We start from the raw sequence: 23,760 nt of genomic DNA, 5'->3' as shown, positions 1-23,760 counted from the left end.
GTCAGCCGATCCTGCCGCGGTTCTCGCCGACCTGGCCACGGTGCAGCAGCAGGTGGTCGAGGATCACGCAGGCCATCATCGCCTCGCCCACCGGCACCGCGCGGATGCCGACGCAGGGGTCGTGGCGGCCCTTGGTGATGATCTCGGCCGCCTCGCCCGACTTGGTGATGGTCTGGCGCGGCTTGAGGATCGACGAGGTCGGCTTGACGGCAAAGCGCACCACCAGCTCCTGCCCGGTCGAGATGCCGCCGAGGATGCCGCCGGCGTGATTGGACGAATAGACCGGCTGGCCGTCGTTGCCCATGAAGATCTCGTCGGCGTTCTCTTCGCCGGTGAGCATGGCCGCGGCCATACCCTCGCCGATCTCGACGCCCTTGACCGCGTTGATGCTCATCATCGCCGCCGCCAGGTCGGTGTCGAGCTTGCCGTAGACCGGCGCGCCGAGGCCGGCGGGCACGCCCTTCGCCACCACTTCGACCACAGCGCCGACCGAGTTGCCCGACTTGCGCAGCCCGTCGAGGTAGTCGGCCCAGGTCGCGGCCATCTGGGCATCGGGACACCAGAAGGGGTTGTTGCCGATCTCGGCGGCGTCGAAGCGGGTGCGGTCGATCTCGTGGATGCCGACGCGGGTCATGTAGCCGGTGATCTCGACCCCCGGCACCAGCGCGGCGATTGCCGCGCGGGCCAGGCCGCCGGCCGCGACGCGGCTCGCCGTCTCGCGCGCCGAGGAGCGCCCGCCGCCGCGATAGTCGCGGATGCCGTATTTCTGCCAATAGGTGATGTCGGCATGGCCGGGGCGGAACTTTTCGGCGATCTCGGAATAGTCCTTGGACCGCTGGTCGGTATTCTCGATCAGCAGCTGCACCGGCATCCCCGTGGTCTGCCCCTCGAAGACCCCCGAGAGGATCCTGACCTCATCCGCCTCGCGCCGCTGCGTGGTGAACTTGGACTGGCCCGGTTTGCGCTTGTCGAGCCACTGCTGGATGAAGGCCTCGTCGATGGCCACGCCCGGCGGGCAGCCGTCCACGGTTGCGCCGATGGCCGGCCCGTGGCTTTCGCCCCAGGTGGTGACGCGGAACAGATGGCCGAAGCTGTTGGTTGACATGGGGCGGGCTCCTTTCGGCACGGTGTAGTCAGGGTGCGCGCCGCAAACAAGATGGGATTGCCGGATGACAGCTCCGCAAAAGGTTAACGCATTCGCGGTATGGAATACATGACCACACCCGCGGGCGGCACCGTGCTATTGTGGCCGTCAGGAGGAGCCAGCGATGATCGCCAGCCACGAGCGGCACATGGACGACGTTCTGCGCGCGCGCCTGCACCTGGCGGGCGACGCGAAGCTGCGGCTGGGCCTGTTGCGCGGAGCCATCGGCGCCGCCGATGGTGCGAGCCGGCTGCTCTTCGGCAAGCCGTTCTTCGCCCTGCGCGAGAGCGAGGCGCTGCTGTCGCGGCTGGCCGAGGTGGCGAAGGACGAGCTGGTCACCACGGTCCTGGGCCTCGACGGCGGCACGACCATCTTGCCGCACGGGCTGGAGCATGTGCCGCCGACAGGCCCGGTGGTGATCGCCTCGACCCATCCGACGGGGATGTTCGACTTTGTTGCCCATGCCGCCGCACTGGGGGCGGTCCGGCGCGACCTCAGGGTCGTGGCCAACCAGGAGGCGGCGGCCTTTCTGGGGCCCGACATGATCGTCCCGGTGCGCATCGACCGCGAGAACCGGGCGATTTCGACCAAGCCGGTGTTTACCGCGATGCAAGCGCATCTGGGCCAGGGCGGGGCGCTGCTGATCTTCGGCTCGGGCCGGGTGCCGCACAGGCGCAACGGGCAGCTGGTCGAACCGGCCTGGCGCAGCGGCGCGACGCGGATCTCGGAGCTGACGGGGGCACCGGTGATCCCGGCGGCGCCGGATGCGCGCAACTCGCGCTATTACTACCGGCTGCGCAGCGCCGCGCAGGCGCTTGGCGGGGGCGACGACAATATCGGCGCGATGGTCGCCTCGCTGCGCTATGCCGCCGAGCTGCTGGAGAAGCTGGGCGGGCGCTATGACATCCATTACGGCCCGGCCCTGCCGCCGGGCACCTCGCCCGAAGCGCTGAAGGCGGCGGCCGAGGGGCTGGTGCCCGGCCTCTACGGCTGACGCGCTTGCCCGCGTGGCGCGCGCGCTTTATATCCATCCATACCTCGGGGTGCCCGGAAGGGCTGAGATGCCAAAAGCAGACCCGTCGAACCTGAACCAGTTAGCACTGGCGGAGGGAAGGTCATGGACATCATCCACCCTTGCCCAAAGCCGCACCAAAGAGGATGCCATGAAACATCTGACATTTGCTGCGGGAGTTCTCTGTGCCACGGGCGCATTCGCCCAGACACCGGAACTGACCGTTTACACCTATGACAGCTTCGTCTCGGACTGGGGGCCGGGCCCGCAGATCGAGAAGGCCTTCGAGGCGACCTGCGGCTGCGACCTGAAGTTCGTCACCGCCGGCGATGGCGCGGCGCTGATGGCGCGGATCCGGCTGGAGGGCGAGCGCACCGGGGCGGACGTGGTGCTCGGGCTCGACACCAACCTGACCGCCGCCGCCCGCGCCACCAACCTCTTTGCGCCGAGCGGGGTCGAGGCGGACTACGCGCTGCCGATCGAATGGAGCGACGACACCTTCGTACCCTATGACTGGGGCTATTTCGCCTTTGTCCACAACACCAAGCTGGAGCATGTGCCGCAGGACTTCCTGGAACTGGCGCGGTCCGACCTCAAGATCATCATCCAGGACCCGCGGTCCTCGACCCCCGGCCTGGGCCTGCTGCTCTGGGTCAAGGCGGCCTATGGCGACCAGGCGGAACAGGTCTGGAAGGATCTGGCCGACAATATCGTCACCGTGACCAAGGGCTGGTCCGAGGCCTATGGGCTGTTCCTGGAGGGCGAGGCCGACATGGTGCTCTCCTACACCACCTCGCCGGCCTACCACGTCATCGCCGAGAGCGACACGACCAAGGAGGCGGCGGCCTTTGACGAGGGGCATTACATGCAGATCGAGGTGGCCGCGCGGCTGGCGTCGAGCAAGCAGCCCGAACTGGCCCAGCAGTTCCTGCAGTTCATCACCACCGATGCCTTCCAGTCAGTGATCCCGACCACCAACTGGATGTATCCGGCGGTGATGCCCGAGGGCGGCCTGCCCGAGGGGTTCAACGACCTGGTAGAGCCGCGCAACTCGCTGCTGATCCCCGAGGCGGAGGCAGAGGCGGTGCGTGACACCGCGCTGGCCGAATGGCTTTCGGCGCTCAGCCAGTAAGGACCTGGCCCGGCCTTGCCGCGGCGGCGCTGGTCGCCGCGGTGATGCTGGCCGCGCTGGTCGCGGTCGCACTGCGCGCCGAGACGGGCGCGGGGCTGGGGGCGCAGGACTGGTCGGCGATCCGCTTTACCGTGCTTCAGGCGGCGCTTTCCGCCCTGTTCAGTGTCGCATTGGCCATTCCCGTGGCCCGCGCGCTGGCGCGGCGCAGCTTTCCGGGGCGGGGGCTGCTCATCACCCTGCTGGGCGCGCCTTTCATCCTGCCGGTGATCGTCGCGGTGCTGGGCCTGCTGACCGTCTTCGGGCGGGGCGGCTGGCTGAACGCGCTGCTGGGGCTGGCGGGCCTGCCGCCGGTCAGCATCTACGGGCTGCACGGCGTTGTGCTGGCCCATGTTTTCTTCAACCTGCCGCTGGCAACCCGGCTGATCCTGCAGGGCTGGCAGGAGATCCCCGCCGAACGCTTTCGCCTGGCCGCCCAGCTGGGCGCCGGCCCCCGCGAGATCTGGCGGCTGCTGGAGCGGCCCATGCTGGCGCGCACCGCACCGGGGGTAGCCGCGCTGATCTTCGCGATCTGCCTGACCAGCTTTGCCGTGGCGCTGACGCTGGGCGGCGGGCCGAAGGCGACCACCATCGAACTGGCGATCTACCAGGCCTTCCGCTTCGACTTCGACCTCGGGCGGTCGGCGCTGCTTGCGCTGGTGCAGATTGTCCTGACGCTCGCCGCCGCCACGCTGGCGCTTGGCGTTTCGGCGCGGGGCGGTTTCGGCGCGGGGCTCGACCGGGTGGTGCAGCGCTGGGATGCGCGGACGCCGGGGTTGCGGGCGCTGGACGCGGGGTTGATCCTGGCCGCCGCGCTGTTCCTTCTGGCGCCGCTGGCGGCCATCGCCGCCGCCGGGCTGCCGGGGCTGCTGCATCTGCCGGAACAGGTCTACATGGCTTGTCTAGTCTCTGTTTTCGTGGCCGCGGTGAGTACCATCCTGCTGCTCTGCCTCGCCCTGCCGATCGCGCTGGCCGCCGCGCGGATGCCGCTGGTCGAACAGGCGGGTCTGCTGGGGCTGGCGGTCTCGCCGCTGGTGCTGGGGGCCGGGCTGTTCCTGCTCATCAACCCCGTCGCCAGCCCCTTCGCGCTGGCGCTTCCGGTCACGGCACTGGTCAATGCGCTGATGGCACTGCCCTTCGCGCTGCGGATCCTGACCCCGAAGGCGCGCGAGGAGGTCGACCGCCACGCCCGCCTTGCCGCGACGCTGAACATGGGGGCCTGGGGCTTTTTCCGGCTGGTCCTGCTGCCCCGGATGCGGCCGCAGATCGGCTTTGCCGCCGGGCTGGCGGCGGCGCTCTCGATGGGCGACCTCGGGGTGATCGCGCTCTTCGCCGACCCCGAAACCGCCACCCTGCCACTTCAGATCTACCGCCTGATGGCCGCATACCGTATGGAGGCGGCCTCGGGCGCGGCACTGCTGCTCCTGATCCTTTCCGTCACCGCCTTCTGGCTGTGCGATCGTGGGGGCCGCCATGCTGCGCCTTGATAATATCCGCGTCGATAATGGCGGCTTCTTCCTTGATGCCGACTTGGGCGTCGAACCCGGCGCAAGCGTTGCCGTCATCGGCCCTTCGGGCGCCGGCAAGTCGACCCTGCTCGGGGCGATTGCCGGATTTCATCCGGTGGTGCGGGGCCGGATCCTGTGGGGCGGCACCGATATCACCCATGACACGCCAGGCCAGCGCCCGGTGGCGATGCTGTTTCAGGACGGTAACCTGTTTCCGCACCTCACTGTTTCGCAGAACGTCGGTCTCGGCATCCGACCGGACCTGCGGCTCAATGTCGCAGAGGAGGACCGGGTGCGGGACGCCCTGCTGCGGGTCGGCCTGCGCACGCTGGGCGAACGCAAGCCCGCGGCACTGTCGGGCGGGCAGCAGAGCCGTGCCGCGCTGGCCCGCGTGCTGGTGCAGAAACGCCCGCTTCTATTGCTGGACGAGCCCTTCGCGGCCCTCGGCCCGGCCCTGAAGGCCGAGATGCTGGACCTCGTGGCGGCGCTGGCGCGCGAGGCCAAGGCCACCCTGCTGATGGTGAGCCACGACCCGAACGATGCACGGCGCATCGCCGAACAGGTGATCCTCGTCGCCGAGGGGCGTGCAGAGGAACCTGCCCCTACGGAAGAACTGCTTGACAATCCGCCGCCCGCGTTGCGCGATTACCTTGGCTAAGTGTCAGATTTCTCAGCACGTTAGCCGGAATACAAGGAACTAACTCAGAATGCCCACAGTATCGAGCGACCGGACCCAACGGGTACGGCCTTTGTCCGCCTTTCGGTTGATGACATGCCAATATCGCTTCCCAGGCAGCGCTCCCGGAGATTTCATTCGGTCGTCCACCGGAATCGTGTCAGTATCGCTGTCAAGCAGTTCAACCCTTAGCCGGATGTCGCCAGGGGGTGCACAATGACCTGCCGATACGACATCTTTCCGGACCTCAACGTGGCCCGCATAATCTATGCGGGCTATCCGAAGGCGCGCGACGTCGTGGAGCTGATCGATGCGCTGGAGCGCGACCCCAAATACCATCGAACTGTGGATGAAATAATACATCTTAGCTGCATCAAATGGCCCAAGGTCGACCTCGCGGTGGTCGACAATCTTTGCGAGCTGATCGGCGGGCTGTTCCGCATGAACAACCGCTGCAAGCGAATCGCCGTGGTCGCCTCGCAGGAGCCCGGCCGCTTGATCGCTGCGCGGTTCCTGCGTGTGATGGAGCGGAATTCGCGGCTGAGGGCGGCCTATTTCACCCAGACCCACCCGGCCATGCGCTTTCTGGGCGTCTGCGACGGGCGGCTGCTGGAGCACGCAGCCCCTACGCCCCGGCTGGTCTGACCGGGTCAGCCCGCCAGCCGCGCCACCTCGGCGTGGCGGTGGCAGGTGGTGACGTGGTCGTTGACTATGCCGACGGCCTGCATGAAGGCATAGACGATGGTCGGCCCGCAGAAACGGAAGCCCGCGCGCTTGAGGTCCTTCGATATCTGCTCGGAGAGCGGGGTGAAGGCGGGCACCTCGGCCTTGCTGGCCCAGCGGTTCTGGATCGGCTGGCCGCCGACCCGGTCCCACAGGAAACGGTCGAAGCCGCCCGCCGCCTCGATCTGCTGCCAGGCGCGCGCGTTGGAGATCGTCGCCTCGATCTTGCCGCGGTGGCGGATGATGCCGGGATCGGCCAGCAGCCGCGCGACCTCAGCCTCGCCCCAGGTGGCGACGACGTTGGGGTCGAAGCCGGCAAAGGCGGCGCGGAAATTGTCGCGCTTTTTAAGGATTGTGATCCAGCTGAGGCCTGCCTGGAAGCCGTCGAGGATCAGCTTTTCCCAAAGCGCGCGGCTGTCGTATTCGGGCACGCCCCATTCGGTGTCGTGATATTCGACGTAGATCGGCTCTTCGCCCGCCCATGCGCATCGCTGCATCGCCTGCCCCCGGTTGTCTTCGACAAGTTTCAGCAAAACACGCGAAAAGGCGAAGGTTAAGCCCCCTTTCACCTCTCTGCGCGACACCGGGAGCAAGGTGGAGGTGCCATGCGGATTCTGAAACGACGGGCCAGGACGATTATCCCGGAGGGCGCAGAGAGCCCCCTGGCCGCCGCGCTGCACGGGCGCGACCGGGCCCTGCCCGAAACCGTGGCCGAGGCGATCCGCCACCGCGAGACGCTGCTTGCCTACCAGCCGGTCTTCCAGGCCCAGCGGCCGCATGGCGCGATGTTTCACGAGGGGCTGATCCGCGTACTCGACCCCGCCGGCCGGATCATCCCGGCGCGCGAGTTCATGCCGGCGATCGAGGCGAGCGAGCTGGGGCGGATGCTCGACTGCAACGCGCTCGACGCCGGGCTGAAGGTGCTTGCGCGCCACCCGGCGCTGCGGCTCTCGATCAACATGTCGGCGCGCTCGATCGGCTACAAGGCATGGATGAAGGTGCTCGACCGCAACCTCGCCCGCGACCCGACCCTGGGGGAGCGGCTGATGCTGGAGATCAGCGAGGCCTCGGCGATGACGGTGCCCGAGCTGGTGATCGACTTCATGGACCGCCTGCAACCGCATGGCATCGCCTTCGCGCTGGACGATTTCGGCGGCGGGGCCACGGTCTTCGGCCATTTCCGCGAGTTCTGCTTCGACGCGGTGAAGATCGACGCCCAGTTCGCGCGTGACCTGGCGCGGTCGCCGGACAACCAGGCCGTGGTGCAGGCGCTGGTCGCGGTGGCGCGGCAGTTCGACATGATGGTGATCGCCACCGCGGTCGAACGGGTCGAGGATGCCGAGTTCCTGGTGCGGACCGGGGTCGACGGGTTGCAGGGCCGTCTCTTCGGTGCGCCCACCATCCGCCCGGACTGGGAGGGGGAGGCGCAGCGCCGGCGGGCCTGAGCCACCTGACGCCGCGGCATCCCCGCATGTTGCCGCAAGGGCGCCGATCGTCTAATCATTCGGATGGGATGAACAGAAGCCGACCGCGACTCGCGAGGTAGAACGGCCTTCTGGTCCCTGGCAGAGGAATTTGCGACACATGACCAACGTAGTTATTGCATCCGCGGCGCGCACGGGCGTCGGCAGCTTTGGCGGCTCGTTCGCCAACACTCCGGCACATGATCTGGGCGCCGCCGTTCTGTCCGCGCTTGTCGAACGCGCCGGCATCGACAAGGGCGAGGTGAGCGAGACCATCCTCGGCCAGGTTCTGACCGCGGCACAGGGCCAGAACCCGGCCCGCCAGGCCCATATCAACGCCGGCCTTCCCAAGGAAAGCGCGGCGTGGAGCATCAACCAGGTCTGCGGTTCGGGCCTGCGCGCCGTGGCGCTGGCCGCCCAGCACATCCAGCTTGGCGATGCCGAGATCGTGGCAGCCGGCGGGCAGGAGAACATGTCGATGAGCCCCCACGCGCAGAACCTGCGCCAGGGCTACAAGATGGGCGATGTCTCCTACATCGACACGATGATCCGTGACGGCCTGTGGGACGCCTTCAACGGCTATCACATGGGCCAGACCGCCGAGAACGTGGCGCAGCAGTGGCAGATCAGCCGCGAGGCGCAAGACGAGTTCGCCGTTGCCAGCCAGAACAAGGCCGAGGCGGCGCAGAAGGCCGGCAAGTTCAAGGACGAGATCATCCCCTTCACCATCAAGACCCGCAAGGGCGACGTGGTGATGGACAGCGATGAGTACATCCGTCACGGCGCGACCATCGACGCGATGGCCAAGCTGCGCCCGGCCTTCACCAAGGACGGCTCGGTGACAGCGGCCAACGCCTCGGGCATCAACGACGGCGCCGCCGGCGTGCTGCTGATGAGCGCGGCCGAGGCGGAAAAGCGTGGCATCACCCCGCTGGCCCGCATCGCCTCCTATGCCACCGCGGGTCTCGACCCGTCGATCATGGGGGTCGGACCGATCTATGCCAGCCGCAAGGCGCTGGCCAAGGCCGGCTGGAAGCCCGAGGACCTGGACCTGGTCGAGGCCAACGAGGCCTTTGCCGCCCAGGCCTGCGCGGTGAACAAGGACATGGGCTGGGATCCGTCGATCGTGAACGTGAACGGCGGCGCCATTGCCATCGGCCACCCGATCGGTGCGTCGGGTGCGCGGATCCTCAACACCCTGCTGTTCGAGATGCAGCGCCGCGGCGCCAAGAAGGGCCTTGCGACCCTTTGCATCGGCGGCGGCATGGGCGTCGCCATGTGCCTGGAACGGCCGTAACGCGAGCCACTGAGAAAGGCGCCTTCGGGCGCCTTTTTTCATGCAATGCCAAAGATTTGCGCGAAAAGCTCCTTTTCGGGGCGATGCCAGGCAAAAATTCGTCACGCAACAATATTGCGTATCTTCACCTCGACAGGTAACAGAGTTACAAAGCAATTCCCAATGGAGGAGACAGACCAATGGCCAGAACGGCACTCGTGACCGGCGGCAGCCGCGGCATCGGCGCGGCGATTTCCAAGGCGCTCAAGGACGCGGGCTATAACGTCGCCGCCACCTACGCGGGCAATGACGAAGCCGCCGCCAAGTTCACCGAGGAAACGGGAATCAAGACCTACAAGTGGAACGCGGCCGACTACGATGCCTCGAAGGCAGGCATCGCCAAGGTCGAGGCCGAGGTCGGCCCGATCGACGTGGTGGTCGCCAATGCCGGCATCACCCGCGACGCGCCCTTCCACAAGATGACGCCGCAGCAGTGGCACGAGGTCATCGACACCAACCTCACCGGCGTGTTCAACACCGTCCATCCGATCTGGCCGGGGATGCGTGACCGCAAGTTCGGCCGGGTCATCGTGATCTCGTCGATCAACGGCCAGAAGGGCCAGTTCGCCCAGGTGAACTATGCCGCCACCAAGGCCGGCGATCTTGGCATCATCAAGAGCCTGGCCCAGGAAGGCGCCCGCGCCGGCATCACCGCCAACGCGATCTGCCCGGGCTATATCGCCACCGACATGGTGATGGCGGTGCCTGAGAAGGTGCGGGAAGGCATCATCGCGCAGATCCCCGCCGGCCGCCTGGGCGAGCCGGAAGAGATCGCGCGCTGCGTGGTCTTCCTGGCCTCGGACGATGCCGGCTTCATCAACGGCTCGACCATCTCGGCCAACGGCGGTCAGTTCTTCGTCTGATATCCGAATTCGGGGTAAGGCCGGTTCAATGCGAACCGGCCTTTTCTCATTCTGCGGCGATCGGGGCGGCAGCGGAACAGGTCACGTCCCTGGCGGGCTGAGCGCGACGGAACAGCCAGGCCAACATGGCCCGCATCGCCTTGCCGCGTTCCTCGTGCGCGCGGTTCATCGCGCGGAGGGTATCCATATTCGTCGGGTTCTCGATCATGACGATCTCCTTGGGCAAGAAATCCTCTCCCAAGGCCACTATCCTCGATTGACATCCTCGTGGACAAACGAGACTTTCACCTCGTTCACTCAAGAAAATCTTGATCGATCATGGCCACCTCACTGCCGCCCCTGACCGCCCTGCGCGCCTTCGAGGCGGCGGCACGGCACATGTCCTTTGCCAAGGCGGCGGACGAGTTGCACGTGACGCCGGCGGCGCTGTCGTTCCAGATCAAGTCGCTGGAAGAGCACCTGGGCCGGCCGCTGTTTCATCGCCTCAACCGGGCGGTCGAGCTGACCGACGAGGGCCGCGCGCTGGCGCCGGGCACTGCCGAGGGGTTCCGCACCCTGACCGCCGCCTGGGCGGCGGCGCGGCGGTTGCAGGATTCTACGACGCTGACCGTCACCGCCGGTCCGGCCTTCACCGCCAAGTGGATGGCGCCGCGGCTCTACGAGTTCGCGCGCGCGCACCCGGAGATCGAGCTGCGGTTTTCGGCGAGCCTGCGGATGATGGATCTCGACCGTGACCAGATCGACGTGGCGATCCGCTTTGGCTATGGGCCGGACCTGGGTCTCTATGCCCTGCCGCTGGCCACCGAATGGCTGACGCCGGTGATGACGCCCGAACTGGCCGAACGCTATCCGACGCCCGACAGCCTGCGCGAGGCGCCGCTGATCCACGACCAGTCGATCGACTTCCTGGATCCACCCTGCAACTGGCCCGAGTGGTTCCGCGCCGTCGGGATCGACCATGTTCCGACGCAGGGCGCGCGGTTCAGCCATGGCGACCATGCCGTCGACGCGGCCCTGGCGGGCATGGGCGTTGCGCTGGGACGGCGCGCGCTGGTCATCAAGGACGTTTACGAGGGCCGGCTCGTCGCGCCCTTCGGCATCGCCATCTCGACCAAGGCGCAGTTCCGCTTTCTCTGCGCCGAAGGCACCGAGAACCGCCCGCAGATCCGCGCCTTCCGCGAATGGATCCTTGCCGAGATTGCCAAGACCGCCAGCGTGACCGAAGGTCTGCGCATCATTCCTGTCGAGGACCTGCCCGCCAAATGACCCGTTCCCGCGCAACCGCCATCGGCTTTGGCGCCGTCCTGTTGTGGTCTCTGCTCGCCGCGCTCACGGTCGGGTCCGCCCCGGTGCCGCCGCTGATGCTGAACGCCATCTGCTTTGCCATAGGTGGCGCTGTGGGTCTGGTCTGGGCCGCGTCGAGCGGCGGGCTTGGTCGGCTGCGCGCCGTGCCGCTGTCGGTCTATGCCTTCGGGACGCTGGGGCTGTTCGGCTATCACGCGCTCTACTTCTCGGCGCTGCGCCTTGCGCCCGCCGCCGAGGCCGGGCTGATCGCCTATCTCTGGCCTTTGCTGATCGTGCTGCTGTCGGGCCTGCTGCCGGGCGAGCGGCTGCGGCCCGCGCATCTGCTGGGCGCGCTGCTGGGCTTTGGCGGCGCGGCGCTGATCATCACCGGAGGCTCGACCGGGTTCCAGGCGCAATATGCCGCCGGCTATGGCCTGGCGCTGGCCTGCGCGTTGACCTGGTCGGTCTATTCGGTCGTGTCACGCCGCTTCGGCGCGGTGCCCACCGCCTCGGTCGCCGTTTTCTGCGTGGCGACAGCCATCCTGTCGACCGGCCTGCATCTCGTCTTCGAGACGCCGGCCTGGCCGGTTGGCCCTATGGGATGGGCAGCGACAATCGCCCTTGGCCTGGGCCCGGTGGGGCTGGCCTTTTACGTCTGGGACATTGGCGTCAAGCGCGGAGATATCCAGCTTCTCGGCACGAGCTCCTATGCTGCGCCACTGCTGTCCACCTTGTTGCTGGTCCTTACGGGGCTTGCTGCGCCGTCATGGACGCTGGCGATTGCCGCCGTGCTGATCACTGGCGGCGCGCTGATCGCAGCGCGCGCCAGCCTCAGACGCGCCTAGTGTGACAGGCGCTGGATCTCTTCCTTGAGCTTCAGTTTCTGCTTCTTCAGGGATGCCAGTTCCAGCTGATCCGCGCCGGGATGCCGCTGTGCCTGTTCTACCTCGTTGCTCAGATGTTCGTGCTTTTTCTTCAGTTCGGCCAGGTGTGAGCTAAGGCTCATGTCGGTCCTCCTTTGAACAACTTGCCCCTTCAGTTGAGCATATCCTCCCGAGTCTGTCACGCGTACTGCGCGCCTCGTGGTCAACAAACTGTTACAATGGCGGTCTGCCGCTTAACGGTGCCTTTTCAGGCCTCGGGCCAGGGCAGAGGCGCGGCATCGGCCTGCACGGCGGCAATCGCGGGGCTGTAGTTCTTGCCGTTGCCAAGGCTGCGGTCGTCGGAATGCAGCACCAGCGGCGCGTGCAGCCGGAAGGGCGCGCGCCCGTCCTTGCGCGCGCGCAGGATCACCAGCTCGGGCGCGCGGCCCGGACGCGCGGCCAGCGGCAGCAGTTCCAGCGCGCCGAGCCGTCCGGCGCAGCCGGCGAGCATGTCGGGCAGGCGGTCGGCGCGCTGGATCATGTGGAAGAACCCGCGCGGCTTGAGCCTGCGCGCGGCGGTGGCGATCCATTCGGCAAGCGGCAGCGCCTCGCCCAGGGCGGTCTGCCGCCCGGCGTCGCTGGCCCGTGTGTGCGCCCCGGCGCGGTAGTAGGGCGGATTGGCGATGACGTGGTCGAAGTTCTCGCCCTGCAACGCCCGCGCGCCATCGGCCACGTCGCCCAGCACCGGGCGGAAGTCGACACCGTTCTCGGCGGCGTTGCGCAACGCCAGTTCGTGGTAGGCCGGCTGGATCTCGAGCCCCACCGCCCGCGCCCCCGGCACCCGCGCCAGCAGGCAGAGCGCCGCGGCCCCCACGCCGCAGCCGAGGTCGAGCACCGACTGGCCGGGCAGCACCGGGGCCGCCGCCGCCAGCAGCACCGGGTCGAGCCCCGAGCGATAGCCGGATTTCGGTTGATAGAGCCACATCCGCCCACGCAGGAAGGCGTCGCGCGACAGATCCTCGGGCGCGAAACTCACGATGAAACCGCGATGCCGTTGTCGCGCATCACCTGCGCCGCGCGGTCGTAATCGTCGCCCCGGACCATCAGCCGGCGCGGCAGTATGCCCAACCCGCCTTCGAGGACGCTCATGTTTACGTCTATCTCAAAGCAGTCTATATCCTCGCCCCGAAGAAGGGCGTTGGCAAAGGCGAAGATCGTCGGGTCTGTGCTGCGCAGAAGTTCCTTCATGATTGGGGATGTAAGGTCAGGCCCGGCAGCTTGTCGAGCCTCGAAGCGGAAGTTGAATGGACGTCGTGACTGCCCAGAAACCGCAAGACCGGCTGGCCGCCCTGCTGGCCGAGGATATGAACGCCGTGAACACGCTGATCCGCGAGCGGATGGCGTCGAAACATGCCCCGCGCATTCCCGAGGTGACGGCCCACCTGGTCGAGGCCGGCGGCAAGCGCCTGCGGCCCATGCTGACCCTCGCGGCGGCACGGCTCTGCGGTTACCAGGGCAGCGACCACGTCAAGCTGGCCGCCACGGTGGAGTTCATCCACACCGCCACCCTGCTGCATGACGACGTCGTCGACGAGAGCAAGCAGCGGCGCGGGCGGCCCACTGCGAACCTGCTGTGGGACAACCAGTCGAGCGTGCTGGTCGGCGATTACCTTTTTGCCCGGTCGTTCCAGCTGATGGTCGAGACCGGCTCGTTGCGGGTACTCGACATCCTCGCCAATGCCTCGGCCACCATCGCCGAGGGCGAGGTGCTGCAGCTGACCGCGGCCCGTGACCTGGCGACCACCGAAGCGACCTATATCCAGATCGTGCGCGGCAAGACGGCGGCGCTGTTCTCGGCGGCGACCGAGGCGGGGGCGGTGATCGCCTCGGCCAGCGACGAACAGGAGCGGGCGCTGTTCGCCTATGGCGACGCGCTGGGGATCGCCTTCCAGATTGCCGACGACCTGCTGGATTACCAGGGCGAGAGTGGCACCATCGGCAAGAACGTCGGCGACGACTTCCGCGAAGGCAAGCTGACCCTGCCGGTGATCAAGGCGATTGCCGCGGCGGATGCCGAGGAGCGCGCCTTCTGGCAGCGCACCATCGGCGCGGGCAAGCAGGAGCCGGGCGACCTGGAAACCGCTCTGGGCCTGTTGCAGCGCCATGGCGCGCTCGAGGCGACGCGGCGCGATGCGGTGGTCTGGGCTGGCAAGGCTCGCTCGGCGCTCGAGGCGCTGCCCGACCTGCCGGTGCGCGACATGCTTGCCGACCTTGCCACCTATGTGGTCGACCGCCTGAACTGAGATCCCGTCAGGGCAGAACCGGCCCCTGCGCCCGCCACCAGGCGGGATCGAGCCCCGTGACCTGCGCCGCCGCGGCCGGCGGGTAGAGCGCGAAGCAGGTCGCACCCGACCCGGACATGCCGGCGAAAAGGCAATCGCTGGCGCGCAGCGCCGCCAGCACATCGGCAATCTGTGGTGCCACCGCGATGGCCGGGGGCTGGAGATCGTTGCGCTGTTCCGCGAGCCAGGCCGCGAAGGCGGCGGCATCACGCCATTCCGGCAGTTCCGCCGGCATCGCCGGGTTGTCGCGCCGTTCGAGGCGGCGGAAGACCTCGGGCGTCGGCACGGCGATGCGCGGGTTGACCAGCAGGATGTCCATTGCCGGAAGGGTCGGCACCGGGGCCAGCTCTTCGCCGATGCCACCCATCCGCAGCGCCTTGCCCAGGAGGCAGGCCGGCACGTCGGCGCCAAGCGCCAGAACGGCCTCCGGCGCCGGCAGCGGCAGATCCCACAGCCGCGCCAGCGCGCGCAGCGCCGCCGCCGCATCGGCCGAGCCGCCACCGATCCCCGAGGCCACCGGCAGGCGCTTGGTCAGCCGGATCTCGGCCCCGCGCCCCGGCCCGAGCAGCCGCGCGGCGCGCAGCACGAGGTTGTCGCCCTCGCCCGCAAGCCCCGCGCCTTCCGGCCCGTCGATTGTCAGGGTCAGCTCGTCCGAGGGCGTCACGGTGATCTCGTCGCCCACCCCGGCGAAGACGACCAGCGAATCGAGCAGGTGATAGCCGTCGGGCCGCCGGCCGGTGACATGCAGCGTCAGGTTGACCTTGGCCGGCGCAAAGACGCGGACCGGCTCAGTTGCCGCCATTCGCGACCTTGAGCGGCGGCGCGCCTTCCTCGGCGAGGACCTTGTCCAGGCCGACTTCCAGCTTGCGGCGGATCCGGTCGGGGTTGGCCTCGCCGTCGGTGTCGTCGGGCTTGATGAAGGAGAGCGCGCGCTTCCACTGGAACTGCGCTTCGCGGTGGCGGCCCACGGCCCAGAAGACGTCGCCAAGGTGATCGTTCACCACCGGGTCGACCGGCATCAGCTCGACCGCCTTTTCCATGTTCCCCACCGCCTCGGCATAGCGGCCCATGCGATATTGCACCCAGCCGAGCGAATCGACGATGTAGCCGCTGTCGGGCCGCGCCGCGACGGCGCGCTCGATCATGCCCAGCGCCTCGTCCAGCTTCTCGCGCCGTTCGACCAGCGAATAGCCGAGATAGTTGAGCACCTGCGGCTGGTCGGGGTTGAGGTCGAGCGCGCGGCGCAGGTCGGCCTCGGCGCTGTCCCATTCCTTCAGCCGTTCATGGCTGATGCCGCGGGCATAGAGCAGGAACCACTCGCCGGCGGACCCTTCCTCGCTGTAGTCGATGGCCTTGTCGTAGGCACCGACCGCGGCGGCGTATTTCTCCTGCTGGCGATAGAGGTCGCCGAGCGCCGAGTAGACCAGCGGCAGCGTCGGATAGTCCTGGCTGAGCCGTTCCAGCACCTCGATGGCCGCGTCGGGCTTGGCCGAGCGGCGCAGCGCCTCGGCGCGGCCCAGTTCGGCGGCGCTGTGGTCGGGGCTGTCGGCGGGCACCTGGCGGTAAGTCGCGACGGCCAGGTCGAACTGCTTGAGGTTGTCGAGCAGCTCGGCGCTGAGCAGCAGCGCGTCGATATGGCCGGGGCGCAGGTAGCCGGCGATGCGGGCATAGACCAGCGCGTAGTCGTCCGAGCTTTCGCCCATCAGCGCCTGGCCGATCGAGAAGAAGACCTCGGCCAGCCCCTCGGTCACCGAGGTGACCACGTCGAAGGGCAGCGTCTCGCCGGCGGCGAGCTTGTCGGCGATGCTGGTGAGGCCGGGATCGTAGGACGTGTTGAAGGCCTCGGTCAGCACCTCGAGCGCCATCTCGTTCTTGCCGAGCTGCGACAGGATCTCGGCCCGCGCGATGGCGGCACGGCGGCTCATCCGCGCGAGGCCGCCGTTGCCCTCGACGAAGATCGCCTCGGCCGCCTCGTAATCGCCGGTCGTCGCCAAGGCGAGCGCCTTGTGATACATGGCAAAGCTGCGCAGGCCGTTGCCGCTGGCCACGGCGTCGAACTCGGCCATTGCCGCCTTCTCGTCGCCCGATCCCAGCAGCGCCCAGGCCTTGACCAGCCCGTCGACCAGCGGGCCGATGCCCTGGGTCTCGGGATCGCGGGCCAGAAGCGCCTTGTAGTCCTTGGCGGCGATCAGGTTCGACACGATCACCATGCCGGCGACCTGGCTGCGCACGCCGCGCGCCTCGAGCACCTCGGCCACCGGCAGCGCCCGGTCGACCTGGCCAAGTGCCAGCTGCGCCAGCACCACACTGTCCATCAGCTGGGCATTGCCCCGGTCACGCGCCAGCGCGCGGGAATAATAGGTCGCGGCGGCGTCGAAATCGCTCAGGAAGAGCGCCTGTCGCCCGGCCAGATACGACCCGGAGGCGGATTGCGCCAGAAGCGGCAGGGGCAGGGCGACCGACAGGGCTGCCGCCAGCGCGGCCGCCTTGGAAAATGCCTTGATCACGCGAATACCTCGGATGATGGACAAGCTGGACTTCAAGCTATGCCCTCGCGCCGCCACAGGCAATGGCAAGCGCCCGAAGGCGCCGCCGAGACGTGTGCTTTTTGTCTAAAATCCGCGTGAGGGGCTGATTGTCGCCGCGTACGCGGGAAATGCGCCCCGAGAGGGGCGCCGAAATCCGTGGCGGATTTCGGCCGTTTTCCTCGAAGGAAAACGGCCACCGGCCCGGCTGGGATCACATGTTGGGGTAGTTCGGTCCGTCGCCGCCCTGCGGCGTGGTCCAGACGATGTTCTGCGCCGGGTCCTTGATGTCGCAGGTCTTGCAGTGGACGCAGTTCTGGAAGTTGATGACGAAGCGCGGCTTGCCCGGCTCCTCTTCCACGAACTCGTAGACGCCCGCCGGGCAGTAGCGCGAGGACGGGCCGGCATATTTGGCGTAGTCCACCGTGACCGGCACGTCCGGGTCCTTGAGCTTGAGGTGCGGCGGCTGGCTTTCCTCGTGGTTGGTCATCGAGAAGCTGACGTTGGTCAGCCGGTCGAAGGACAGCTTGCCGTCGGGCTTGGGATAGTCGATCGGCTGGTGCTTGCTGGCCTCTTCGGTAGCCGCCGCATCGGATTTGCCGTGGCGCTGGGTGCCGAAGAGCGAGAAGCCGAAGGTATTGGTCCACATGTCGAAGCCGCCGAGCGTCAGGCTCGCCAGCAGGCCGTATTTCGACCAGAGCGGCTTGACGTTGCGCACCTTCTTGAGGTCCTGGCCGATCGCGCCGCTGCGCACTTCGGTCTCGTAGTCGCTCAGCTCGTCCGCGGAACGCCCGGCCTGGATCGCGGCATAGGCCGCTTCGGCCGCCGCCTTGCCCGAGAGCATCGCGTTGTGGTTGCCCTTGATGCGCGGCACGTTGACCATGCCGACCGAGCAGCCGAGCAGCGCCACGCCCGGCGCGACCATCTTCGGCATCGACTGCCAGCCGCCCTCGCTGATCGCCCGCGCGCCATAGGCCACGCGCTTGCCGCCCTTCAGCAGCTCGGCCACCATCGGGTGGTGCTTGAAGCGCTGGAATTCCATGTAGGGGAACAGGTAGGGGTTCTTGTAGTTCAGGTGCACCACGAAGCCGACGTAGACCTGATTGTTCTCAAGGTGGTAGATGAACGACCCGCCGCCAGCATTGCCGCCGAGCGGCCAGCCCATGGTGTGGGTGACGGTCCCTTCCTTGTGCTTGGCCGGGTCGATCTCCCAGATCTCCTTCATGCCGATGCCGAACTTCTGCGGGCAGTGGCCCTTGGAGAGGTCGTATTTGGCGATGACCTGCTTGGCGAGCGAGCCGCGCACGCCCTCGGCGATGAAGACATACTTGCCGTGCAGTTCCATGCCCGGCTCGTAGTTGGGGCCCATGGTGCCATCGGCTTCCTTGCCGAACTCACCCGCGACAACGCCCTTCACCTCGCCGTTCTCGCCGTAGACGAGTTCCGAGCAGGACATGCCGGGGAAGATCTCGACGCCCAGCGCCTCGGCCTGTTCGGCCATCCAGCGGCAGACGTTGCCCATCGAGACGATGTAGTTGCCGTGGTTGTTCATCAGCGGCGGCATCGGGAAGTTGGGGATGCGGATCTTGCCCGCCTCGCCCAGCATGTAGAAGTTGTCTTCCTTCACCGGCACGTTGAGCGGCGCGCCCTTTTCCTTCCAGTCGGGGATCAGCGCGTCGAGACCGCAGGGGTCGAGCACTGCGCCCGAGAGGATATGCGCGCCGACTTCGGAGCCCTTCTCCAGCACCACGACGTTCAGATCGGCATCCAGCTGCTTGAGCCGGATCGCGGCGGACAGGCCCGCTGGTCCTGCGCCGACGATCACAACGTCGTATTCCATTGCTTCGCGTTCGACTTCGGCCATTTCGGGCTCCTCTGGTGGCTGGAGGCGCAATAATGTTTCGCGGCTCATACCCTTTGCCGTCACTCGTGGTCAATTACAAGCGGGCAAAGGGCGGTTTAGCGACGTTCGGTCAGTTTGATATCCGACATCATCTCGGTGATCGTGCCCGGCCGCGCGGCATCCTTTGCATAGCGGAATGTGCCGTGTTCGAGCATCTCTTCGGCGGCGCGCATCATCGCGCCCAGCGCGGCGCGGGCGAGCGAGCCGCCGACGCTGATGCGCTTGACCCCGGCCTCGGCAAGGTCCGCAACGGTGAAGGTAGGGCCGACGAGGCCCATGACCACGTTTACCGGCTTGTCGACCTCGCGGCAGAGCGTGCGGATGTCGTTCAGGTCGGACAGGCCCGGCGCGTAGAGCACATGGGCGCCGGCCTCGGAATAGGCCTGCAGGCGCTCGATGGTGTCGGCGAGGTTGTGACGGCCCCAGAGATAGTTCTCGGCCCGCGCGGTCAGCAGGAAGGGCTTGCCCCGCGTCGCATCCGCCGCGGCGGCGATGCGTTCGGCGGCGAGCACGGTCTCGTAGATCGGGGCGTGGGGGTGGCCGGTGGCATCCTCGATCGAGCCGCCGACCAGCCCGGTCTCGATGGCCATCTCGATGGTCTCGGCGCAGATCGCCGGTTCGGTCCCGAAGCCGTCCTCGAGATCGGCGGAGACCGGCAAGTGCGTCGCCTCGACGATGCGGCGGGCGTTTTCGAGGATCTCGGCGCGGGTCAGCGCCGCATGGGAATCGCGCTTGCCAACCGAGAAGGCATAGCCGGCGCTGGTGGTGGCGAGGGCCTGGAAGCCGAGCTGGGTCAGGATCCGCGCTGTACCGGCGTCCCATGGGTTGGGGATCAGGAAGGCGCCCTTGTCCCAATGCATGGCCCGGAAGCGTTCGAACTTCTCCCGCTGCGCGTCACTCATCGAGACCTTCTCCCTCTGGTTGTCCCTGCCCGCCCTTATCCCGCGCCGCACGCGGGCTGTCACCCATCACATAGCGCGGCCCCTCACCTAGCCGCGCGGCCGTGTCTTCCGGGTTATAGATGGCGCAGCGGTCCAGCGAAAGGCAGCCGCAGCCAATGCAGCCGTCGAGCTTGTCGCGCAGCGCCGCAAGCCCGGCCATGCGGGCGTCGATCCGGGCGCGGAAGCCCTCGGCCAGGCGGGTCCAGTCGTCCCGCGTCGGCGTCCGCCCCTCGGGCAGCGCGTCGAGCGCGGCGCGGATCTCGGCCAGGCCGAAGCCGAGCCGCTGGGCGATAAGCACGAAGGAGAGCCGGCGCACGTCGGCGCGCTGGAACACCCGCCGCCCGCCTCGGTCGCGGCCGGGGCTGACCAGGCCCTCTTCCTCGTAGAATCGGATCGCCGAGACGCTGAGTCCTGTGCGCTCGGCCACCCATCCGATGGGAAGCCCCCTGGCGTTTTTTGACAAACCCATGATTTTGCGCCTTTCTTATGCCTTGACCTAAACCTTACTTGAGGAAGGACATTGAGGCCATCAGAAATCAGGAAAGGAAATCCCATGTCCGCTGCACGGCTTGAACACGCCAACGTCACCGTCTCCGACCCCAAGGCCACCGCCGCATGGCTGGGCGATGTCTTCGGCTGGCACATCCGCTGGCAGGGGCCGGCGCTCAACAACGGGTTCACCGTCCATGTCGGCACCGATGATGCCTATGTGGCGCTCTATTCGCCCGGCAATGCGCAGCCGGGGCGCGACAATTCCTATGCGACGATCGGCGGGCTGAACCATATCGCGGTCTTCACCGATGACATCGACAGCGTGGAAAGCCGCGTGAAATCCGCCGGTTTCACCCCGACGAACCACAATGATTACGAGCCGGGACGGCGCTTCTACTTCGACGATTCCGATGGGATCGAATGGGAGGTAGCCAGCCACCAGCGGTGATTTGCCACCGACTCCCCTTGCATTTTGACGTCGCATTGCGTCTCTTGTTATCCGATTCCAGCGGCAGCCCCGGCGCATCCATGCGGCGGGGCGCCGATTTTTGTAGTGGACGAGGCCAATGGAAAAGATCCCGATGACCCCCGCCGGCCATGCTGCGCTCGAGACCGAGCTCAAGCAGCTGAAATCGGTCGAGCGCCCCGCGATCATCGCGGCCATCGCCGAAGCGCGCGAGCACGGCGACCTGTCGGAGAATGCCGAATACCATTCGGCGCGCGAAAAGCAGTCCTTCATCGAGGGGCGCATCAAGGAACTCGAGGGCGTGATCTCGCTGGCCGAGGTGATCGACCCGGCCAAGCTGAGCGGTGCGATCAAGTTCGGTGCCAAGGTGACGCTGGTGGACGAGGACACCGACGAGGAAAAGACCTGGCAGATCGTCGGCGAGCACGAGGCCAACATCGAGAAGGGCCTGCTCAACATCAAGTCGCCCATCGCCCGCGCCCTGATCGGCAAGGACGAAGGCGATACGGTCGAGGTGCGCACGCCTGGCGGCGAACGGTCGTACGAAGTCCTGAAGATCAGCTATACCTGAGCGGGGTCAGGCCATGCCCACCCCCGAGCGCCCCCAGCAAGAGACCCAGTCGACGCCACTGGGGATCTACGATCGTCCGCAGGCCCCCTCGATCACCGGGATCGAGATGGTTGCCATCGTGCTGTCGGCACTCTGGCTGGGCGGTGCTTTCCTGTTCTTCGCGCTGATGCCCGAGGGCGAGGGGCAAGGCGCAGGCGGGCAGGGTTTCCTCATCACGCTGCTGACCATCTTCATGCCGGTGGCGATGATCTGGGTCGCCGCCATCGCTGCGCGCGCGCAGCGGGTGATCCGCGAGGAGAGCGCCCGCCTGCAGGCCGCCATCGACGGCATCCGCCAGGCCTATGTCGCCCAGGCCCAGCGTGGCGCCGTGGGCAACGATCTGTCGGTCGCCAAGAAGCTGGACGAGATCGCCGCCTCGACCCGCAAGGCCGAGACCGCGCTGGCCACCTTCACCACCCGGCGGGACCGCGACCACGCGCCGGCGCCGCGCCCTGCCGCTGCGGCCGCCGAACCGGCGGAGGACCAGGGCTCGCTGGCGCTGGGCACGCCGGCCGAGGCGCTGGCCGCGCCGCCCTCGAACGACGATTTCATCCGTGCGCTGAACTTTCCCGAGACCGCCGAGGACGAGGTCGGCTTTGCCGCCCTGCGCCGCGCGTTGCGGGACCGCAAGACCGCGCAGATCATCCAGGCCAGCCAGGACGTGCTGACACTGCTGAGCCAGGACGGCATCTACATGGATGACCTGCGCCCCGACCTGGCCCGCCCCGATGTCTGGCGCCAGTTCGCCCAGGGCACCCGCGGGCGCGCCGTGGCGGCGCTTGGCGGGGTGCGCGACCGCTCGTCGCTGGCACTGACCGCCGGGCGGATGAAGCAGGACCCGATCTTCCGCGATGCCGCGCACCACTTCCTGCGGCTGTTCGACCGGATGATCGCGGCCTTCGAACCCAGCGCCACCGACGCCGAGATCCAGGCGCTGGCCGAAACCCGCACCGCCCGCGCCTTCATGCTGCTGGGGCGCGTGGCGGGCACGTTCGACTGAGGGCGGTCAGGCCGCCTTCTGCTTTTTCAGCTCGCGCGTGATGTGCTCTTCCAGAACGCTCTGAAGTTCCTTCTTGAAGGCGGCCATGTTGCTGGCAATCACATCGTCGAAGATCTTGTCGACCGCGCCTGACTTGATCACCGCCTTGGCCGCGCCGTCGCCGACGCCCTTGCCATCCTTGCTCATCAGCTCGCTCGGAGCGGTCTTGATCCATTCGAGCACCGCATCCTCGATGTAGCGCACGCCCTTGCCGGTGCCGATCGCCTTGTGCAGGGCCGCATTGCCGCCGCGCAGGAAGAACTTCATCGTGGCCTCGATCATCACCCGCTGGGTGTTGAGGTAGACGGTGCCTTTCGCCATGGCCTCGGGCGCGATCTTCTTGAGCGCGATCTCGACCTCTTTCTTGAAGACGGTGCCGCCCAGGCTCTGGCCCAGCCGGGCCGCCTGCGCCTTGAGGAAGGCGTTGTTGGTGATGAGCTTCATCAGCGGGCCCTTGAGCAGGGGCATCGCCTTGGCGAGGATCCCGGCCGCAATCGCGCCGGTGACGAAGTTCGCAGCAAAGCGCTTGCCGATCTCGCTCGCCGACATGGTCTTCATGCCGTTGGCCGCGAGGCCCACGTTCTCGCCGCCGTCATAGAGCAGGCCGACGCCCGCCGAGGACGCCCCGCCGACCAGCATGGCCGCCCCGAGCGTCGCGGGCGCGGCGATGGTCACCGCCGCCAGCACGCCGCAGAACTTGCCGACTTCCTTGACGCCCTTCAGCACGGTCACGGTGCCCTCGGCGGTGTCGATCAGCCCGTTGATCCAGTTGTGGACGTCGTTGGTGTAGATCGCGATTTCCTTCTCGCAGGCCGCGGCGGCCTTTTCGAAACCCTTGTAATCGCGCGCCTTCACCGTGCCTTCCAGCTTCTTGTAGGCCGCCTTGGCGACCTTCCAGCCGTTCTTCGGCTCGTCCACCGAGCTGAAGGTGCCGACCACCGAGGAGACGAACCACTGGTCGTCGTTGATCTTGATCTGCGCGTCGTGGCGGTCGCAGGCGTAATTGTAGTTGAGGCGCTGGCGTTCGAGGAAGGAATCCATCTTGGCATGGACCTCCTTCTGGAAGGCCTTGTATTCCTTCTCGGTGAGGACGACCTCGCCCTTGGCCGTCTTGACGACATAGACCTTGCCGTTGGGGTCGAGGACCCAGACCACTTCACCCTTGGCAAGCTTTTCGCCCTTCTTCAGGCGGGCGGCGATCTTCTTGTTGCCGTCATATTGCAGGATCGCCTTGGGATCCTTGTTCTTGTAGCGCTTTGCGATGATGTCGAGCGTGTCGCCCTCCTGGGCTTTTACGGAAATCCACATGGCCGTGTTCCTCGGTTCGGTTCCGGTTCAGACGGAGACCTGTTCGCGGCAACGCAGGCCTGTCCCGGAAGATGGGGTCGGTCTTGTGCGGTCA

26 protein-coding genes and 1 riboswitch are annotated in these 23,760 nt (G+C 67.3%); of the genes, 14 read left to right on the top strand and 12 right to left on the bottom strand.

All coding sequences use genetic code 11. The features are described 5' to 3' along the window. Nucleotide 1: 1 nt before the first annotated feature. Complete coding sequence (gene aroC / locus IE266_RS03680) at nucleotides 2-1,105, bottom strand: chorismate synthase (protein WP_189678671.1); 1,104 nt, start codon at nucleotides 1,103-1,105, stop codon at nucleotides 2-4. 163 nt (nucleotides 1,106-1,268) lie between these two features. Between aroC and IE266_RS03675 the strand changes: the two genes are divergently transcribed. From IE266_RS03675 to IE266_RS03655, 5 genes are all read left to right on the top strand, one after another. After that, complete coding sequence (locus tag IE266_RS03675; protein ID WP_189678670.1) at nucleotides 1,269-2,138, top strand: 1-acyl-sn-glycerol-3-phosphate acyltransferase; 870 nt, start codon at nucleotides 1,269-1,271, stop codon at nucleotides 2,136-2,138. A gap of 35 nt (nucleotides 2,139-2,173) precedes the next feature. Then, a riboswitch (TPP riboswitch) is annotated at nucleotides 2,174-2,273 on the top strand. Nucleotides 2,274-2,307: 34 nt separating this feature from the next. Next, the gene (gene thiB, locus IE266_RS03670; protein ID WP_189678669.1) at nucleotides 2,308-3,288 is read left to right on the top strand and encodes a thiamine ABC transporter substrate binding subunit; all 981 of its coding nucleotides are present in this window, start codon (nucleotides 2,308-2,310) and stop codon (nucleotides 3,286-3,288) included. Beyond that, entirely contained in the window at nucleotides 3,264-4,811 is a 1,548-nt protein-coding gene (locus IE266_RS03665; protein WP_189678668.1) for an ABC transporter permease family protein, read from the top strand. The genes thiB and IE266_RS03665 overlap by 25 nt, the downstream gene beginning before the upstream one ends. Then, nucleotides 4,798-5,490: a thiamine ABC transporter ATP-binding protein gene (locus IE266_RS03660; protein WP_189678667.1), complete on the top strand. Its 693-nt coding sequence runs from the start codon at nucleotides 4,798-4,800 to the stop codon at nucleotides 5,488-5,490. Before IE266_RS03665 ends, IE266_RS03660 begins: the two co-directional genes overlap by 14 nt. 234 nt (nucleotides 5,491-5,724) lie before the next feature. After that, nucleotides 5,725-6,153: a hypothetical protein gene (locus IE266_RS03655; RefSeq protein ID WP_189678666.1), complete on the top strand. Its 429-nt coding sequence runs from the start codon at nucleotides 5,725-5,727 to the stop codon at nucleotides 6,151-6,153. A gap of 5 nt (nucleotides 6,154-6,158) precedes the next feature. Here IE266_RS03655 and IE266_RS03650 read toward each other — a convergent pair whose 3' ends face one another. Then, entirely contained in the window at nucleotides 6,159-6,728 is a 570-nt protein-coding gene (locus IE266_RS03650; protein ID WP_189678665.1) for a DNA-3-methyladenine glycosylase I, read from the bottom strand. Nucleotides 6,729-6,836: 108 nt separating this feature from the next. Between IE266_RS03650 and IE266_RS03645 the strand changes: the two genes are divergently transcribed. The 3 genes from IE266_RS03645 (at nucleotide 6,837) to phbB (ending at nucleotide 9,893) form a co-directional block, all read left to right on the top strand. Then, the gene (locus IE266_RS03645) at nucleotides 6,837-7,676 is read left to right on the top strand and encodes an EAL domain-containing protein (protein ID WP_373310487.1); all 840 of its coding nucleotides are present in this window, start codon (nucleotides 6,837-6,839) and stop codon (nucleotides 7,674-7,676) included. Between the two features lie 139 nt (nucleotides 7,677-7,815). Next, nucleotides 7,816-8,991, top strand: a complete 1,176-nt coding sequence (locus IE266_RS03640; protein WP_189678664.1) for an acetyl-CoA C-acetyltransferase — start codon at nucleotides 7,816-7,818, stop codon at nucleotides 8,989-8,991. Nucleotides 8,992-9,170: 179 nt separating this feature from the next. Beyond that, nucleotides 9,171-9,893 (top strand): acetoacetyl-CoA reductase, encoded by a 723-nt coding sequence (phbB, locus tag IE266_RS03635; protein WP_189678663.1) that lies wholly within the window; start codon nucleotides 9,171-9,173, stop codon nucleotides 9,891-9,893. A 46-nt stretch (nucleotides 9,894-9,939) separates the two neighbouring features. Here phbB and IE266_RS03630 read toward each other — a convergent pair whose 3' ends face one another. Beyond that, nucleotides 9,940-10,101 (bottom strand): hypothetical protein, encoded by a 162-nt coding sequence (locus IE266_RS03630; RefSeq protein WP_189678662.1) that lies wholly within the window; start codon nucleotides 10,099-10,101, stop codon nucleotides 9,940-9,942. 110 nt (nucleotides 10,102-10,211) lie between these two features. Between IE266_RS03630 and IE266_RS03625 the strand changes: the two genes are divergently transcribed. Both IE266_RS03625 and yddG read left to right on the top strand, forming a co-directional pair. Beyond that, nucleotides 10,212-11,159, top strand: coding sequence for a transcriptional regulator GcvA (locus IE266_RS03625; RefSeq protein ID WP_189678661.1), 948 nt, complete (start codon nucleotides 10,212-10,214; stop codon nucleotides 11,157-11,159). Next, nucleotides 11,156-12,022 carry an aromatic amino acid exporter YddG gene (gene yddG / locus IE266_RS03620; RefSeq protein ID WP_189678660.1) on the top strand — a complete coding sequence of 289 codons (867 nt, stop codon included), beginning with the start codon at nucleotides 11,156-11,158 and terminating at the stop codon, nucleotides 12,020-12,022. Before IE266_RS03625 ends, yddG begins: the two co-directional genes overlap by 4 nt. Here yddG and IE266_RS03615 read toward each other — a convergent pair. The 3 genes from IE266_RS03615 to IE266_RS03605 all read right to left on the bottom strand — a co-directional run bounded on the left by IE266_RS03615 (nucleotide 12,019) and on the right by IE266_RS03605 (nucleotide 13,288). Beyond that, nucleotides 12,019-12,183, bottom strand: a complete 165-nt coding sequence (locus tag IE266_RS03615; protein WP_189678659.1) for a YdcH family protein — start codon at nucleotides 12,181-12,183, stop codon at nucleotides 12,019-12,021. The genes yddG and IE266_RS03615 overlap by 4 nt on opposite strands. A gap of 125 nt (nucleotides 12,184-12,308) precedes the next feature. Further along, a complete protein-coding gene (locus IE266_RS03610; RefSeq protein WP_229863888.1) occupies nucleotides 12,309-13,079 on the bottom strand; it encodes a tRNA1(Val) (adenine(37)-N6)-methyltransferase in 771 nt (256 codons plus the stop codon). Then, the gene (locus tag IE266_RS03605; RefSeq protein ID WP_189678658.1) at nucleotides 13,073-13,288 is read right to left on the bottom strand and encodes a putative signal transducing protein; all 216 of its coding nucleotides are present in this window, start codon (nucleotides 13,286-13,288) and stop codon (nucleotides 13,073-13,075) included. The genes IE266_RS03610 and IE266_RS03605 overlap by 7 nt, the downstream gene beginning before the upstream one ends. A gap of 56 nt (nucleotides 13,289-13,344) precedes the next feature. Between IE266_RS03605 and IE266_RS03600 the strand changes: the two genes are divergently transcribed. Further along, a complete protein-coding gene (locus tag IE266_RS03600; protein WP_189678657.1) occupies nucleotides 13,345-14,343 on the top strand; it encodes a polyprenyl synthetase family protein in 999 nt (332 codons plus the stop codon). Nucleotides 14,344-14,350: 7 nt separating this feature from the next. Here the strand turns inward: IE266_RS03600 and IE266_RS03595 are convergent, their stop codons facing one another. The 5 genes from IE266_RS03595 to soxR all read right to left on the bottom strand — a co-directional run bounded on the left by IE266_RS03595 (nucleotide 14,351) and on the right by soxR (nucleotide 20,220). Next, complete coding sequence (locus IE266_RS03595; RefSeq protein ID WP_189678656.1) at nucleotides 14,351-15,184, bottom strand: 4-(cytidine 5'-diphospho)-2-C-methyl-D-erythritol kinase; 834 nt, start codon at nucleotides 15,182-15,184, stop codon at nucleotides 14,351-14,353. Beyond that, complete coding sequence (locus tag IE266_RS03590) at nucleotides 15,171-16,886, bottom strand: tetratricopeptide repeat protein (RefSeq protein ID WP_189678768.1); 1,716 nt, start codon at nucleotides 16,884-16,886, stop codon at nucleotides 15,171-15,173. The genes IE266_RS03595 and IE266_RS03590 overlap by 14 nt, the downstream gene beginning before the upstream one ends. Before the next feature lie 235 nt (nucleotides 16,887-17,121). Next, nucleotides 17,122-18,771 carry an electron transfer flavoprotein-ubiquinone oxidoreductase gene (locus tag IE266_RS03585; protein WP_189678655.1) on the bottom strand — a complete coding sequence of 550 codons (1,650 nt, stop codon included), beginning with the start codon at nucleotides 18,769-18,771 and terminating at the stop codon, nucleotides 17,122-17,124. 95 nt (nucleotides 18,772-18,866) lie between these two features. Further along, nucleotides 18,867-19,712: an isocitrate lyase/PEP mutase family protein gene (locus IE266_RS03580; protein ID WP_189678654.1), complete on the bottom strand. Its 846-nt coding sequence runs from the start codon at nucleotides 19,710-19,712 to the stop codon at nucleotides 18,867-18,869. Further along, a complete protein-coding gene (gene soxR / locus IE266_RS03575) occupies nucleotides 19,705-20,220 on the bottom strand; it encodes a redox-sensitive transcriptional activator SoxR (RefSeq protein WP_189678653.1) in 516 nt (171 codons plus the stop codon). Before soxR ends, IE266_RS03580 begins: the two co-directional genes overlap by 8 nt. Nucleotides 20,221-20,304: 84 nt before the next feature. On the opposite strand from soxR, the gene IE266_RS03570 reads away from it, so the two are divergent. From IE266_RS03570 to IE266_RS03560, 3 genes are all read left to right on the top strand, one after another. Then, nucleotides 20,305-20,691 (top strand): VOC family protein, encoded by a 387-nt coding sequence (locus IE266_RS03570; protein ID WP_189678652.1) that lies wholly within the window; start codon nucleotides 20,305-20,307, stop codon nucleotides 20,689-20,691. 118 nt (nucleotides 20,692-20,809) lie between these two features. Then, nucleotides 20,810-21,280 (top strand): transcription elongation factor GreA, encoded by a 471-nt coding sequence (gene greA / locus IE266_RS03565; protein WP_189678651.1) that lies wholly within the window; start codon nucleotides 20,810-20,812, stop codon nucleotides 21,278-21,280. A 13-nt stretch (nucleotides 21,281-21,293) separates the two neighbouring features. Next, nucleotides 21,294-22,319 carry a hypothetical protein gene (locus IE266_RS03560; RefSeq protein WP_189678650.1) on the top strand — a complete coding sequence of 342 codons (1,026 nt, stop codon included), beginning with the start codon at nucleotides 21,294-21,296 and terminating at the stop codon, nucleotides 22,317-22,319. A gap of 6 nt (nucleotides 22,320-22,325) precedes the next feature. Here the strand turns inward: IE266_RS03560 and IE266_RS03555 are convergent, their stop codons facing one another. Continuing rightward, a complete protein-coding gene (locus tag IE266_RS03555) occupies nucleotides 22,326-23,666 on the bottom strand; it encodes a hypothetical protein (RefSeq protein WP_189678649.1) in 1,341 nt (446 codons plus the stop codon). Nucleotides 23,667-23,760 lie beyond the last annotated feature (94 nt).

The sequence above is a fragment of the Seohaeicola zhoushanensis genome, from assembly GCF_014656415.1.
Classification (GTDB): domain Bacteria; phylum Pseudomonadota; class Alphaproteobacteria; order Rhodobacterales; family Rhodobacteraceae; genus Seohaeicola_A; species Seohaeicola_A zhoushanensis.
The sequence above is the reverse complement of the archived record's forward strand: the minus strand, read 5'-3'. Positions and strand labels throughout refer to the sequence as shown.

Excerpts from the sequence above, each read along its gene's own strand:
- IE266_RS03605 (WP_189678658.1), bottom strand. The coding sequence starts at position 13,288 with ATGAAGGAACTTCTGCGCAGCACAGACCCGACGATCTTCGCCTTTGCC.
- IE266_RS03650 (WP_189678665.1), bottom strand. The coding sequence starts at position 6,728 with ATGCAGCGATGCGCATGGGCGGGCGAAGAGCCGATCTACGTCGAATAT.
- IE266_RS03665 (WP_189678668.1), top strand. The coding sequence starts at position 3,264 with ATGGCTTTCGGCGCTCAGCCAGTAAGGACCTGGCCCGGCCTTGCCGCG.
- IE266_RS03585 (WP_189678655.1), bottom strand. The coding sequence starts at position 18,771 with ATGGCCGAAGTCGAACGCGAAGCAATGGAATACGACGTTGTGATCGTC.
- IE266_RS03675 (WP_189678670.1), top strand. The coding sequence starts at position 1,269 with ATGATCGCCAGCCACGAGCGGCACATGGACGACGTTCTGCGCGCGCGC.
- IE266_RS03625 (WP_189678661.1), top strand. The coding sequence starts at position 10,212 with ATGGCCACCTCACTGCCGCCCCTGACCGCCCTGCGCGCCTTCGAGGCG.
- IE266_RS03570 (WP_189678652.1), top strand. The coding sequence starts at position 20,305 with ATGTCCGCTGCACGGCTTGAACACGCCAACGTCACCGTCTCCGACCCC.
- IE266_RS03640 (WP_189678664.1), top strand. The coding sequence starts at position 7,816 with ATGACCAACGTAGTTATTGCATCCGCGGCGCGCACGGGCGTCGGCAGC.
- greA (WP_189678651.1), top strand. The coding sequence starts at position 20,810 with ATGGAAAAGATCCCGATGACCCCCGCCGGCCATGCTGCGCTCGAGACC.
- IE266_RS03595 (WP_189678656.1), bottom strand. The coding sequence starts at position 15,184 with ATGGCGGCAACTGAGCCGGTCCGCGTCTTTGCGCCGGCCAAGGTCAAC.
- aroC (WP_189678671.1), bottom strand. The coding sequence starts at position 1,105 with ATGTCAACCAACAGCTTCGGCCATCTGTTCCGCGTCACCACCTGGGGC.
- thiB (WP_189678669.1), top strand. The coding sequence starts at position 2,308 with ATGAAACATCTGACATTTGCTGCGGGAGTTCTCTGTGCCACGGGCGCA.
- phbB (WP_189678663.1), top strand. The coding sequence starts at position 9,171 with ATGGCCAGAACGGCACTCGTGACCGGCGGCAGCCGCGGCATCGGCGCG.
- IE266_RS03555 (WP_189678649.1), bottom strand. The coding sequence starts at position 23,666 with ATGTGGATTTCCGTAAAAGCCCAGGAGGGCGACACGCTCGACATCATC.
- IE266_RS03580 (WP_189678654.1), bottom strand. The coding sequence starts at position 19,712 with ATGAGTGACGCGCAGCGGGAGAAGTTCGAACGCTTCCGGGCCATGCAT.
- soxR (WP_189678653.1), bottom strand. The coding sequence starts at position 20,220 with ATGGGTTTGTCAAAAAACGCCAGGGGGCTTCCCATCGGATGGGTGGCC.
- yddG (WP_189678660.1), top strand. The coding sequence starts at position 11,156 with ATGACCCGTTCCCGCGCAACCGCCATCGGCTTTGGCGCCGTCCTGTTG.
- IE266_RS03645 (WP_373310487.1), top strand. The coding sequence starts at position 6,837 with ATGCGGATTCTGAAACGACGGGCCAGGACGATTATCCCGGAGGGCGCA.
- IE266_RS03660 (WP_189678667.1), top strand. The coding sequence starts at position 4,798 with ATGCTGCGCCTTGATAATATCCGCGTCGATAATGGCGGCTTCTTCCTT.
- IE266_RS03600 (WP_189678657.1), top strand. The coding sequence starts at position 13,345 with ATGGACGTCGTGACTGCCCAGAAACCGCAAGACCGGCTGGCCGCCCTG.
- IE266_RS03615 (WP_189678659.1), bottom strand. The coding sequence starts at position 12,183 with ATGAGCCTTAGCTCACACCTGGCCGAACTGAAGAAAAAGCACGAACAT.
- IE266_RS03560 (WP_189678650.1), top strand. The coding sequence starts at position 21,294 with ATGCCCACCCCCGAGCGCCCCCAGCAAGAGACCCAGTCGACGCCACTG.
- IE266_RS03630 (WP_189678662.1), bottom strand. The coding sequence starts at position 10,101 with ATGATCGAGAACCCGACGAATATGGATACCCTCCGCGCGATGAACCGC.
- IE266_RS03655 (WP_189678666.1), top strand. The coding sequence starts at position 5,725 with ATGACCTGCCGATACGACATCTTTCCGGACCTCAACGTGGCCCGCATA.